Origin of the sequence: Pseudomonas sp. (assembly GCF_026224925.1) — a bacterium.
Lineage (GTDB): Bacteria > Pseudomonadota > Gammaproteobacteria > Pseudomonadales > Pseudomonadaceae > Aquipseudomonas.
In genome coordinates, this window is record NZ_JAMFRV010000062.1 from 1 (window position 1) to 11,655 (window position 11,655).

Sequence of the window (11,655 nt, forward strand, 5' to 3'; positions counted from 1 at the left end):
ACATACCTCCGAACTCAGCAGGGGATGTCCGACATATCGGATGGACCTCAACAGTCCTGACCATCTAATTCTTTAGACAAATATCGAACTAAGCTTTTGTATCGATCAGGGCATTCGCTCTAGAGGCTTCGGCCCGTTCTTTGATGGCCAGCATCACCACCAGTGCAGTATTCATGCTCACTAGCACTTGCTTGGCAAAGCCATGCCCTTCTTCAATGTACTTCTTAGTATCCTCAAGAACGAACCGCAAGTAAGCGAAAGCGTCAATTTTTTTGCCAAAATTAATTTGATTACCTGACGAGTTAAACTCACAGTTCATCGTACCTATAATACTGCACACCCCCTCATCAATAACGCCTAGTTCAGACAAGGCAACGCTGAGCGCCATCATCTCGCGGGTTGTACTGTTTTCACCGTCAAATGCGGACAAATCAAAATCCAATCCTTCCAACCTCACCTCATTGGTTACTGTCTTGTCAGCCCAATACTGCCGCGACTTTTGAGCAAGACCTGCTTCAACTGAGGAAAAGCCAGTATTCGTCAACTTGAACTTACTGTCTGGAATATAGACGTAATCTGTAAGCCTGGCCTGTAAGGTATCAAAATTAAATATCATAAAAGACTCCATAATCGACGTCATTGCTTCCGTCTTATCGGAGCTTACCCAAGAAAGCTTTAACGAAATTTATCTTAAAACTAGATATTCAGAAGAGCCCTACATATCCACCTAGAAACGTCCTACAAAAACAACTAAGCCGATCAAGTGATCGGCTTATTTTTAAAAACCTACCAACTAACTCAAGCAGAATACTTTTGCAAGTTCAGCATCATCTCTTTCAACGCCTCCCCGGTATCCCTGGGATGCGAAGCCCCTTCAAAATCACCAATCTTCTCCCAACTCGCCGCGACATCTTCCGGACTAAAGCCTGCACGCGGATCAAATCCAGCGCCGATACTACGTTCCCAGCGGGTTTTGCCGATCCAGCCGCCGCCTACCTCAAACAAGCCCGAGGTTTCAGTGCACTGCTCGCTGCCGAGAAACACCACCAGCGGGCTGATTAGCTCGGGCTTGAGCATGTCGAAGACGGCGGCGGGGATGAGTCCTTCAGTCATGCGCGTACCACCGGTTGGGGCGATGGCGTTGACCAGAATGTTGTTCTTGCGACCTTCCAGGGCCAAGGTGCGCGTCAGGCCATACAAGCCCAGTTTGGCCATGCCATAGTTGGACTGGCCAAAGTTGCCGTAGATGCCGGAGGTCGAAGCGGTAAAAATCACCCGTCCGTAGTTTTGCTCGCGCATGTGTGGCCAAGCGGCGTGGGTGACTTTGTAAGCGCCTTCGACGTGGACGCGGTAGACCAAGTCCCAATCGGCGTCGTCCATCTTCGCGAAGGTTTTGTCGCGCAGAATTCCGGCGTTGTTGACTACCACGTCGATGCGACCAAACGCATCCAGGGCGTTCTGGACAATCTTGTCGCCGTCAGTGACCGAATCGTGGTTGGCGACTGCAGTGCCGCCCGCTTCGCGAATCTCGCCAACCACTCGGTCTGCTGCCGAGGCATTGGCACCTTCGCCGTGAGCCGAACCGCCTAGGTCGTTGACCACCACGCGCGCGCCATGCTTGGCAAACAACAACGCATGGGCACGGCCTAAACCTCCGCCAGCACCGGTGACGATCACGACTTTATCTTCAAAACGCACAGGCTCACTCATGGACAGCTCCAACAAAGGTAGGCAATGGTTTGAGTGTCGATCACTCAGCGCTGGGTCACAATCAACTCAGTTCGTTCTGAATAGTGCGCGATAAGGCAGCGGGATGCACGTAAGCGAAGACGTATCAGGAAAGGGTGATTTCCCGACTCTGGGCGCCTAATGCAGACCGAAACGCCATGTAATGGCGCAACACCAAAACCGGTGCCTCAATCTGCGGGTAGTGACCAATATCCTGTAGCAGCACGGTATCGGCCTCCGGGATCAGTTGCCGGTAGCGCTCGACCATGTGTGCGCCCGAAATAGGGTCTGCCGCACCATCGATTACCCGCATAGGAACGGCGCCCTTCCGCATGGCCGCCACCCAGCGATCACGTTGCACGATACGTTCGGGGATGTAATGGATCAGGCGGTGAATGACCCGCGGCCCTTGATGGGTTTCGATCAAGCTCCAGAAGTCGTCCATCTCGCTTTCACTGGGGCGAGTGTTGGGGCCAAATATCTGATTAAAACTTTTGACCAGGCTTTGACGACTGAACAGACGCCCCATCAACCAACCCACCGGGCTGAGCAGCAGGCTTTGAACCAGTAACCGGCGGTGGGTTTCAGGGAACAATCCGCCGTTGAGAAAAACACAGCTGGCCATGCTGAAACTGCCGTCGCAGTGCCTGGCCAGCAATTCTTGAGCGACGCTGTCACCGTAGTCATGTGCGAGTACATGCACCGGCTGCGTGACATTTAGATGGTTGAGCAATGCTTGCTGTACATCCGCCTGTTCGAGCAAGGTGTATTCATGTTTAAGGGGCTTGGAGGAGTCACCAAAGCCCAGCATGTCGCAGGCGATTACCCGGTAGTGCTGAGCCAGGGGCCGCCATAGATAGTGCCAATCCCAACTGGCTGTGGGAAAGCCGTGAATCAGCAGCAACGGTTCGCCTTTCCCCGACGCCCAATAACGGAGGGTCTGGCCGCGAAACGCAAAGTCCTGACCACAAGTGCGCCAGACGCTTAACGGGATCTCGGCCAGTGACATTACTCTTTATAGCTCGGATCGAGCGTGTCGACCTTGCGCAGCAGCGCAGGCCAGGCCAACGCACCGCCCATGCCCTGTGGACTTTTAGTCACCATTGCCACCATTACTTTCGCGCCAGCCAGAATCTGGCTATTGATGGGGATCAGCTCAGCGCCGCCGTTTTGCGCCAGCACCTGTATGTCACAGGCGCGCTGGAAGTTGAACATCATCAAGAAGGCGTCGGCGATGCTACTGGCACACGTCAACAGGCCATGATTGTTGAGCATCAAAAAGGAGTTATCACCCAAGTCGGCTTGTAGCCGGGCTTTTTCTTCATGATTAAGCGCGACACCTTCGTAGGCGTGATAAGCCAGACTAGAGAGGACGAAAATCGACTGCTGACTGATGGGCAGAATTCCCTGCTTCTGTGCAGAAACCGCAACCCCGGCCGCAGTGTGCGTATGAATGACGCAAGCAACGTCGTGGCGCACTTCATGAATGGCGCTGTGGATGGTGTATCCCGCCGGATTGATCTCGTAGGGGCTTTCCATCAGTTTGTTACCGGCCTGATCAACCTTGACCAAACTAGAGGCGGTGATTTCGTGAAACATCAAGCCGTATGGATTGATCAGAAAGTCTTCGGTGCCCGGCACCTTGGCGGAAATATGCGTGAAGATCAGATCATCCCAACCGTGCATCGCAACCAGCCGATAACACGCAGCCAAATCTACCCTGGTCTGCCACTCAGCGGCGCTTACCTGGTCTCGAACATTTTGGGAGGGTAAAACGTGGGCGATACTCACGGCGTTCACCTCGGCAGTTTTCTTATGGGTTATAGAGGATGTGGCGTTCAGTCTAGTCAGTGCTGAGTGTCCCCGTAGTTGCATTAGCAGCCAGCTTACTGGCCGAGCGAGTCAACTCAGAGCAAAGCGGACAACAAGGGTGCCGCGAATAGATTCAGTAAGCCAATCAAGCACCGAGCTGATCAATAAACGTTGCCAGCCAAGGCTCCGCGTCGGCTTCAGGGTTGACCGTTTCGCTGGCATCCAGTCGCAACATGGGTTGTATTTCACGAATGCCCAGTTCGCCAAACAGCTCACGCACCTGCTCACCGCCGCCACAGAAGGTATCGCCATAGCTCGCGTCACCCAAAGCAATCACGCCACCGGGTAGCCCGCGCCAGGCAATCGGTAAGATGTCGCGAATCTGTGAGTACAGCGGCAGGAGATTGTCGGGCAGTTCGCCAAGCCCGGTGGTAGATGTTACAACCAGAAATACTTCAGGCGCATATGCCTGCAATTCGGCCAACGATACGCGAGGGTTGTGCCAGACTTCATGACCAGCGCCGCGAAGAATGTTTGCGGCGTGCCGGGCCACTTCTTCGGCAGACCCATAGACCGACCCGGAAAGAATAGCGACTTTCATAAATTGATCCTGTAAGCGCAGTAAAAAACGGCTGGTATTATGCCCCAAGCGGGCTTGATGTCTTAGAATGTTGCCTCGGTAATCAAGTCGGAAATTTTCCGTGATAAATGCAAAGCTGCTTCAACTGGTAGTCAACGCCTCAAATGACGGGATTGTGGTCGCCGAGCAAGAAGGTGACGACAACATCCTTATCTATGTAAACCAAGCGTTCGAAACCCTGACCGGCTATTGCGAAGAAGACATACTTTACCGCGACTGTCGCTTCCTGCAGGCCGATGATCGCGATCAAACGGCTCTCGATGTCATCCGCAAAGCCATTGCGCAAGGGCAACCGAGCCGCCAAGTGCTGCGCAATTATCGTAAAGATGGCAGCGCCTTCTGGAACGAATTGTCCATCACACCCGTGTTCAACGAAGCGGATCAGCTAACCTATTTCATAGGCATTCAAAAAAACGTCAGTGATCAGGTAGAGGCACAACAACGTGTCGTCGAGCTTGAAACAGAACTAGCACTGGCGCGAGCGGAGATAGATTTGTTAAAAAGTGACCGACGGCCGTAACTAATGACTGAATTAGTTGTCTGCCTTCTATTAATCGAATAATCGAGCTTTGCCATGCAGCGCGATACCCTGCTTACTCAGGACGAGCTGGACTTCATTCAGAACATGCAGCACAACCCGAAGCTGAACGTGCGCGACCCGTCGCGCAGCCTGCTGGTCAACGGCGGCGTGCAGATTCATGAACTGCTGACACGTTTGGCCGCCCATGAGCAAGTCACGCTTCAGGCTCAATTCGAAAACCAGCAAATGACATTTCCGCTGCACTTGGTGGAAGACGAATTCCACGCTATGCATCTTCAGTTGGGCGCCCCCAGTATTTACGATGATAAAGGCCCGAAGTCTCGCCCATGGCGCTTGAGCCTGCCCGAACCACTGCCACTGGAAACCGAAAAGGGCTCACTGTCGGCGTTGTGGGTGCACGAAATATCGTTCAAGGGCATCTTGCTGGAAAATCGCAAGGCGACTAAACCACCCAAATATTTCTCACTGTGGTTCTCCCCCGCAGGTCATGCCCCCATCGCACTGCGCGGTACATTCGAACGACTCACCGAACACGGTTTGGCAGCTTATCGCCTAAGCCAGAGAAACAAGGAGGACACTGAGCTATTGCGCCAGTACATCCTGCAGCAGCATCAGTTGGCACATCCCGTACCACGTTAGTTAAGTAATGCAGGCAGCGCACCAGGCCAGGGCGCCAGGAAATGCGCAGCCGCTACGTATCCAGATGACCCGCCAAAAACTGCCGTAAACAGCGTTGCATCAGCCGGCCGTCGCTGCCGATGCAGGCAATCGGCGAACCCGCCAAGCTGTCCTGCGCCAAACCTGAAGCTTCACCCGCCAGCAACACCGGACAATCCAGCGTCAATGCCAACCGTTTCAATCGGCGAGGCAGATCATCGGCTGGAGGATGGTTGGAATACACCACCAACGCCTGCGGCTGAATTTTTTCGCAGACCAGGCTTAATTCCTCCAGCGGTTGGCCCAAGGCCAACACGCTGACAGATAGGTCGGTTGTACCCAGCAAAAGACCCGCTACCCACAGCTCCAACTCTCGGCATTCGCCGGGGATGGCAGCCAGCAGCACGCATGCCCCTGCTGTGCCCCGCGACATCTGCGAACGCTGGAGTGTTCGCCCACGCAGGAAATTATCCAGGAACAGCCACTCACTGGCCTGTCCAAACTTATCCTGATGCAGCAGGAACTCTTGCCACACCGGCATGAAAATATCCTGAAACACCACGATCATTGGGTAGCTGGAAAATATTTGGCCGTATAGTTGTTCCAGACGGCGCTCATCAAATGCGCGAGTCGCCCGGCGCACATGGGCCTGCCACTCTTTCCATTCGTTGAGCGAGCCCTCTGCCTGGACGTCGCTGGGCAAGCCTTTGACAACGGCAGCCTTAGCCAGAATCTTGCCAACCTTGCTGACGGCCACGCCACGCTCGATCCAGCCCAGAATGCTACGAACCTCTTCAATGTCGGCTTGGGAATACAGCCGATGGCCACTCTCGGTACGCGTGGGCTGGATCAGCCCGTAGCGTCGTTCCCACGCACGCAGAGTGACCGGGTTGATTCCGGTCATACGCGACACTTCGCGAATAGGGAATAACTCTTCTTGTTTGAGGCCGTCTAGTTGCAGGCCACCGTCTAAAGCGGGGCCGATAACAGAATCAGTCATGTCAGGCATCGATTGAATACAGTCGGGCATTGTACCCACAACCCCGCCCCTCAAACACAGCCTCACAACCACAAGGCTGTAGCTTATTTCTCGAACTCAGGAATAATCCTTGCTTGTCTTTAAGCGCAGCCCACCACCCTGGTGCTGCGCTATGCGAACTCCTTACCCAGGAATCTCGCCTCGTCTTACGGAGATACACAATGTCTACCTCTCCCGTCACCCTGATGGTTGCCCGCCGTGTCGCCCACGGCCGATATGAAGAGCTGTTTGCCTGGCTGCGCGAAGGCGAGCAACTGGCCACCGACTTTCCCGGTTATCTGGGTTCGGGCGTTCTGGCTCCGCCACCCGATGGCGACGAATTTCAGATTATCTTTCGATTCTCCGACCAACACACTATGCACGCTTGGGAGCATTCGGCATCAAGAAGCACTTGGCTGGTGCGTGGCAGCGGTCTATTTGCTCAACCGTCCGAACATCGTGTAAGCGGTATCGAAGGCTGGTTCGGCACCGCCGGTCAGCGTCCACCGCCGCGCTGGAAGCAGGCCGTAGCAATCTGGCTGGCGTTCTTTCCGGTTTCTTTGCTGTTCAATTTTGTCCTGGGTCCGCTGCTGGGCGAACTGACGCTCGTCACCCGAGTCCTGGTCAGTACCTTGGCCCTCACACCGCTCATGGTGTTCTTGTTTATTCCGCTGTCGACCCGCCTGCTCGCGCGCTGGCTGCACAGCGCACCTCGCTCGCGGACCCGCACCGCAGAATCGGCAACCAGCCGCTGACCTCCCGGGCGCAAACAGTGCCCGCCGCGCAGCACCGGTTGTTCGGCCTGGGTCATTGGTATAACTTTGCTGCAGATAATAGCCAGTTGATGGCTTCGTTGGCCTGAGCACGGCGTTTTTTTTCACCCGTGCTCTGCCTTTACTGTGATGCGTGAGTTGTCCGATGGTTTTTGCCACCCCACCTGTTCTGATCACTGGCGCCAGCCAGCGCGTCGGCCTGCATTGCGCAAAACGCTTGCTGGCGGAGGGCCAACCGGTCATTTTCAGTTACCGCAGCGAACGTCCGGGGGTGCAGCAATTGCTGGATCTGGGGGCGATTGCTATTCACGCCGACTTCTCGTCTGAAGCGAACATCCTGGCGTTCATCGAAGAACTCAACACCCACACCGACAGCCTGCGGGCGATCGTCCATAATGCGTCGCAGTGGCTGGCGGAAACGCCGGGGGATGAAGCCGCAGCGTTCACTCAGATGTTCGGTGTGCACATGTTGGCGCCGTACCTGATAAACCTGCATTGCGCCCCACTCCTACAGCGCTCCCCGGTGGCCGATATCATCCATGTCAGCGATGATGTGACCCGCAAAGGCAGCAGTAAACACATTGCTTACTGCGCCAGCAAGGCCGGGCTTGAAAGCTTGACGCTGTCTTTTGCGGCCAAGTTCGCACCCAGAATCAAAGTCAACGGCATTGCGCCAGCGCTGTTGATGTTTCAACCTGACGACGACGCGGCGTACCGCGCCAGTACCCTGAAAAAATCTGCCATGGGCATAGAACCTGGAGCCGAGGTGATCTACCAGAGTCTGCGCTATCTGCTGGATAACCCTTACGTTACCGGCACAACCTTGACTGTAAACGGCGGTCGGCACGTTAAGTAAGCCGCCCCGTGAGGATCTTTTATGACCTTGCTCCTGCCACAGCACTACCGTGAAATCCTTGTCGGCGTGGGTGAAGACCCCGATCGCGAGGGATTGGTGGACACACCGAAACGTGCCGCTAAAGCGATGCAGTATTTGTGTCGAGGTTATGAACAGAGCATCGAAGAGGTCGTCAACGGCGCACTGTTCGCCTCCGACAATGATGAGATGGTGATCGTCAAAGACATCGAGCTGTACTCGTTGTGCGAGCATCATTTGTTGCCTTTCATAGGCAAGGCCCACGTGGCCTACATCCCGACTGGTAAAGTGCTGGGGTTATCGAAGATCGCACGCATCGTCGACATGTTCGCCAGGCGCCTGCAGATTCAGGAAAACCTCACCCGGCAAATCGCCGATACCGTTAGAGAAGTCACTAACGCCGCTGGCGTCGCCGTGGTAATTGAAGCCCAGCACATGTGCATGATGATGCGCGGCGTCGAGAAACAGAACTCGACCATGATGACCTCGGTAATGCTCGGCGCATTCCGTGATTCGAGCACGACCCGTCAGGAATTTTTGCAATTGATTGGACGGAGCAGGTAGGCATGTCAAGACTTGAACCAGGTACCGCGCGAATTCGGGTCAAAGACCTGTGCTTGCGCACGTTCATCGGCATCAATGAGGACGAAATCGTCAATAAACAGGATGTGTTGATCAACCTGACAATCCTGTATGCGGCGCAACAAGCGGTGCGTGATAACGACATCGACCATGCCCTGAACTACCGCACTATTACCAAGGCGATCATCCAGCACGTGGAAGGCAATCGCTTCGCGCTGCTCGAACGGCTGACCCAGGAAGTGCTTGATTTGGTGATGAGCCACGAGGCCGTCATGTACGCCGAGGTTGAAGTCGACAAGCCGCACGCCCTGCGCTTCGCCGAGTCGGTGTCGATAACGCTGGCTGGACAGCGTTAAAATAGCCCTTATCATCCGAACCATTCAATTGCCTGACCGAGCCCATCATGACTGACCAAGAACGCCTAGAACTCGAAGCCGCTTCCTTTCGCCGACTGGTCGCGCATTTGGACAGCCGCAAAGACGTCCAGAACATCGACCTGATGAACCTTTCCGGATTCTGCCGTAACTGCCTTTCAAAATGGTACAAAGCCGCCGCCGATGAAAAGCACATCGAGATCAGCCTTGATGACGCCCGCGAAGTGGTTTACGGCATGCCGTATGGCGAGTGGAAGAGCAAATATCAACAAGAAGCCAGCGTTGAGCAAAATGCCGCGTTCGCCAAGGACAAAAAGCATGACTGACTTTAATAACCTGCGGGCCAGCCTGCGCAGCGGCCAACATCCGTTTGCCGATACCTTGGCGTTTATCGCTGAGGGTTATACCTATCACCCGCAAGCCTTCACCAACGGCAACGTCGAAAACGCCGCCGGGCAGAACGAAGGTTCGTGCAAGACCCTGGGTCTGGCAATGCTCGAAGGCTTTAGCGACGAAGAAACCCTACTGGCGTTCGGCGAGCACTATCGCTCGGTGCAGGCCACCCCAGAGGGCAGCGATCACTCCAATATCCGCGCATTGATATCCAACGGTCTGGCCGGAGTGACGTTTGACGGCGCGCCGCTCACGCGCAAAGAATGACAGTGTGACGACGAGCAAAAAACCGGCTGATGCCGGTTTTTTTGTCACTAAATCGGGCGCTTGGGCTTAGAACGAAGCGTTCTTCAGGCCGTCGAGATAACGCTCAACGTCCAATGCGGCCATGCAACCGGCGCCAGCAGAGGTGATCGCTTGATGATACACGTGGTCAGCCACGTCGCCCGCAGCGAACACGCCGTCGATATTGGTCGCTGTCGCATTACCTTCGCGACCGCCTTGAACAACCATGTAGCCGTCTTTCAAGGTCAACTGGCCTTCGAACAACGACGTATTCGGCGTGTGCCCGATGGCGATGAACACACCATCGACTTTCAGCTCATCACTGGTGCCATCGTTGTTGCGCAAGCGTGCGCCAGTCACGCCCATGTTGTCGCCCAGCACTTCTTCCAGAGTGGAATTGAGCTTGAGCACAATCTTGCCTTCGGCAACCCGCGCATGCAGCTTGTCGATCAGGATCTTCTCAGCGCGAAAGGTTTCGCGGCGGTGAACCAAGGTTACTTTGCTGGCGATGTTGGCCAGATACAGCGCCTCTTCAACGGCCGTGTTACCACCGCCGACGACTGCCACTTCACGGTTGCGGTAGAAGAAACCGTCGCACGTTGCACAGGCTGATACGCCTTTGCCCATGAACGCCTCTTCTGACGGCAAGCCCAGGTAACGAGCGCTCGCGCCGGTAGCGATAATCAGCGCATCACAGGTGTAGGTAGCGTTGTCGCCCTTGAGGCTGAACGGCTTACCGGCCAGGTCCACTGCGTTGATGTGATCGAACACCACTTCGGTTTCGAAACGCTCCGCGTGCTCTTTCATCCGCTCCATCAGTACCGGGCCGGTAAGGCCGTGGGGGTCGCCCGGCCAGTTATCGACTTCGGTGGTGGTGGTCAATTGACCACCCGCTTGCATGCCGGTGATCAGTAACGGCTTGAGGTTAGCGCGCGCCGCGTACACCGCAGCGCTATAACCGGCAGGGCCGGAGCCAAGAATAATCACTCGAGAATGACGTACTTCAGACATGACACGCTCCTATTGACCGACCTCTGTGAGGCAGGGTCGGCACGCCGGCGTACCGGCTGGACTAAAAAGGACCGCACAAGCACTTGGGGAAGGCTTTAAACACGGCGGTCCTGAAATTGGAGGCTGCGGCCGGGGCCGTCGCCAGGGTATTGCCACGCTTGGGTAATATGCAGAGAAGCTTATCCGAGGAGGCGCAGATTAAGGAAATATGGTTTCACAATCCACCTCATAGGTCACCTCTATACCCCGCTATATGTATCCACCTCTAACGTAGACTTTACCGTGCCGCGATTGTTACCGCGAATGTCGCAGCTTTCCCGCGCCCCATAAAGCCGGTAAGGTCTGCCCGATTCCCCTGATCGGTAGCTGCCATGCCCGCCCCTGTCCTCTCTGGCCCCCAATACCTGCGCGAAGGCCTGAAATTGGTCTTGAGCCCTGGCTTGCGCTTGTTCGTCCTGTTGCCGCTGACCATTAACCTGCTGCTGTTCGGCGGTCTGATCTACCTCGCCATGCATCAATTCGGTATGTGGGTCGACACCTTCATGCCGGAACTGCCGACATGGCTGAGCTTCCTCAACTACATCATCTGGCCACTGTTCGTGGTTCTGGTGATTTTGATGGTGTTCTTCACCTTCACCATGATCGCCAACGTAATCGCCGCACCGTTCAACGGGTTTTTGGCTGAAAAGGTTGAAGTGGTGCTACGTGGTACCGATGATTTCCCGACGTTCAGTTGGGCCGAACTGCTAGAAATGGTGCCGCGCACCTTCAGCCGCGAGATGCGCAAACTGGGGTACTTCCTGCCCCGAGCCCTTGGGCTGCTGATCCTGTCTTTTATTCCCGTGGTTAACGTAATAGCGGCGCCGCTCTGGCTGTTGTTCGGCGTCTGGATGATGGCGATCCAGTACATCGACTACCCGGCCGACAACCACAAACTCGGCTGGAACGAGATGCTGGCCTGGCTGCG

16 protein-coding genes are annotated in these 11,655 nt (G+C 55.3%); 9 read left to right on the forward strand and 7 right to left on the reverse strand.

Annotated features, from left to right (window positions below; translation table 11 throughout):
- Positions 1-88: 88 nt before the first annotated feature.
- The 5 genes from M0974_RS02615 to M0974_RS02635 all read right to left on the reverse strand — a co-directional run bounded on the left by M0974_RS02615 (position 89) and on the right by M0974_RS02635 (position 4,141).
- Positions 89-616, reverse strand: a complete 528-nt coding sequence (locus tag M0974_RS02615) for a hypothetical protein (protein WP_297832356.1) — start codon at positions 614-616, stop codon at positions 89-91.
- 182 nt (positions 617-798) lie between these two features.
- Positions 799-1,710, reverse strand: coding sequence for an SDR family oxidoreductase (locus tag M0974_RS02620; RefSeq protein WP_297832358.1), 912 nt, complete (start codon positions 1,708-1,710; stop codon positions 799-801).
- Positions 1,711-1,834: 124 nt separating this feature from the next.
- Positions 1,835-2,737 (reverse strand): alpha/beta hydrolase, encoded by a 903-nt coding sequence (locus M0974_RS02625; RefSeq protein WP_297832360.1) that lies wholly within the window; start codon positions 2,735-2,737, stop codon positions 1,835-1,837.
- On the reverse strand, positions 2,737-3,519 hold the full coding sequence (locus tag M0974_RS02630) for a class II aldolase/adducin family protein (protein WP_297832362.1): 783 nt from the start codon (positions 3,517-3,519) through the stop codon (positions 2,737-2,739). Before M0974_RS02630 ends, M0974_RS02625 begins: the two co-directional genes overlap by 1 nt.
- Positions 3,520-3,685: 166 nt before the next feature.
- Positions 3,686-4,141, reverse strand: coding sequence for a flavodoxin (locus tag M0974_RS02635; RefSeq protein WP_297832364.1), 456 nt, complete (start codon positions 4,139-4,141; stop codon positions 3,686-3,688).
- Between the two features lie 100 nt (positions 4,142-4,241).
- Here M0974_RS02635 and M0974_RS02640 point away from each other — a divergent pair, with 100 nt between their 5' ends.
- Positions 4,242-4,700 carry a PAS domain S-box protein gene (locus M0974_RS02640; RefSeq protein ID WP_297832366.1) on the forward strand — a complete coding sequence of 153 codons (459 nt, stop codon included), beginning with the start codon at positions 4,242-4,244 and terminating at the stop codon, positions 4,698-4,700.
- 54 nt (positions 4,701-4,754) lie between these two features.
- The gene (locus tag M0974_RS02645) at positions 4,755-5,360 is read left to right on the forward strand and encodes a hypothetical protein (protein WP_297832368.1); all 606 of its coding nucleotides are present in this window, start codon (positions 4,755-4,757) and stop codon (positions 5,358-5,360) included.
- Between the two features lie 52 nt (positions 5,361-5,412).
- Here M0974_RS02645 and M0974_RS02650 read toward each other — a convergent pair whose 3' ends face one another.
- Positions 5,413-6,378 (reverse strand): MerR family transcriptional regulator, encoded by a 966-nt coding sequence (locus M0974_RS02650; protein WP_297832371.1) that lies wholly within the window; start codon positions 6,376-6,378, stop codon positions 5,413-5,415.
- Positions 6,379-6,578: 200 nt separating this feature from the next.
- On the opposite strand from M0974_RS02650, the gene M0974_RS02655 reads away from it, so the two are divergent.
- From M0974_RS02655 to M0974_RS02680, 6 genes are all read left to right on the forward strand, one after another.
- Complete coding sequence (locus M0974_RS02655; RefSeq protein WP_297832374.1) at positions 6,579-7,151, forward strand: antibiotic biosynthesis monooxygenase; 573 nt, start codon at positions 6,579-6,581, stop codon at positions 7,149-7,151.
- Between the two features lie 163 nt (positions 7,152-7,314).
- Positions 7,315-8,025: a dihydromonapterin reductase gene (gene folM / locus M0974_RS02660; protein WP_297832377.1), complete on the forward strand. Its 711-nt coding sequence runs from the start codon at positions 7,315-7,317 to the stop codon at positions 8,023-8,025.
- A gap of 21 nt (positions 8,026-8,046) precedes the next feature.
- Positions 8,047-8,607 (forward strand): GTP cyclohydrolase I FolE, encoded by a 561-nt coding sequence (folE, locus tag M0974_RS02665; RefSeq protein WP_297832379.1) that lies wholly within the window; start codon positions 8,047-8,049, stop codon positions 8,605-8,607.
- Between the two features lie 2 nt (positions 8,608-8,609).
- Positions 8,610-8,981, forward strand: coding sequence for a dihydroneopterin triphosphate 2'-epimerase (gene folX, locus M0974_RS02670; protein WP_297832384.1), 372 nt, complete (start codon positions 8,610-8,612; stop codon positions 8,979-8,981).
- A gap of 47 nt (positions 8,982-9,028) precedes the next feature.
- The gene (locus M0974_RS02675; RefSeq protein ID WP_297832386.1) at positions 9,029-9,325 is read left to right on the forward strand and encodes a DUF1244 domain-containing protein; all 297 of its coding nucleotides are present in this window, start codon (positions 9,029-9,031) and stop codon (positions 9,323-9,325) included.
- On the forward strand, positions 9,318-9,659 hold the full coding sequence (locus M0974_RS02680) for a HopJ type III effector protein (protein ID WP_297832389.1): 342 nt from the start codon (positions 9,318-9,320) through the stop codon (positions 9,657-9,659). Before M0974_RS02675 ends, M0974_RS02680 begins: the two co-directional genes overlap by 8 nt.
- A 66-nt stretch (positions 9,660-9,725) precedes the next feature.
- Here the strand turns inward: M0974_RS02680 and trxB are convergent, their stop codons facing one another.
- Complete coding sequence (trxB, locus tag M0974_RS02685) at positions 9,726-10,688, reverse strand: thioredoxin-disulfide reductase (RefSeq protein ID WP_297832393.1); 963 nt, start codon at positions 10,686-10,688, stop codon at positions 9,726-9,728.
- Positions 10,689-11,059: 371 nt separating this feature from the next.
- Here trxB and cysZ point away from each other — a divergent pair.
- The coding region (gene cysZ / locus M0974_RS02690) for a sulfate transporter CysZ (protein WP_297832396.1) at positions 11,060-11,655 on the forward strand (596 nt) is incomplete at its 3' end.

Bases quoted from the DNA above. Each gene is read 5' to 3' on its own strand.
- folX (WP_297832384.1), top strand. From the start codon at position 8,610: ATGTCAAGACTTGAACCAGGTACCGCGCGAATTCGGGTCAAAGACCTG.
- M0974_RS02675 (WP_297832386.1), top strand. From the start codon at position 9,029: ATGACTGACCAAGAACGCCTAGAACTCGAAGCCGCTTCCTTTCGCCGA.
- M0974_RS02655 (WP_297832374.1), top strand. From the start codon at position 6,579: ATGTCTACCTCTCCCGTCACCCTGATGGTTGCCCGCCGTGTCGCCCAC.
- folE (WP_297832379.1), top strand. From the start codon at position 8,047: ATGACCTTGCTCCTGCCACAGCACTACCGTGAAATCCTTGTCGGCGTG.
- trxB (WP_297832393.1), bottom strand. From the start codon at position 10,688: ATGTCTGAAGTACGTCATTCTCGAGTGATTATTCTTGGCTCCGGCCCT.
- M0974_RS02645 (WP_297832368.1), top strand. From the start codon at position 4,755: ATGCAGCGCGATACCCTGCTTACTCAGGACGAGCTGGACTTCATTCAG.
- M0974_RS02650 (WP_297832371.1), bottom strand. From the start codon at position 6,378: ATGACTGATTCTGTTATCGGCCCCGCTTTAGACGGTGGCCTGCAACTA.
- M0974_RS02680 (WP_297832389.1), top strand. From the start codon at position 9,318: ATGACTGACTTTAATAACCTGCGGGCCAGCCTGCGCAGCGGCCAACAT.
- M0974_RS02620 (WP_297832358.1), bottom strand. From the start codon at position 1,710: ATGAGTGAGCCTGTGCGTTTTGAAGATAAAGTCGTGATCGTCACCGGT.
- folM (WP_297832377.1), top strand. From the start codon at position 7,315: ATGGTTTTTGCCACCCCACCTGTTCTGATCACTGGCGCCAGCCAGCGC.
- M0974_RS02615 (WP_297832356.1), bottom strand. From the start codon at position 616: ATGATATTTAATTTTGATACCTTACAGGCCAGGCTTACAGATTACGTC.
- M0974_RS02625 (WP_297832360.1), bottom strand. From the start codon at position 2,737: ATGTCACTGGCCGAGATCCCGTTAAGCGTCTGGCGCACTTGTGGTCAG.
- M0974_RS02635 (WP_297832364.1), bottom strand. From the start codon at position 4,141: ATGAAAGTCGCTATTCTTTCCGGGTCGGTCTATGGGTCTGCCGAAGAA.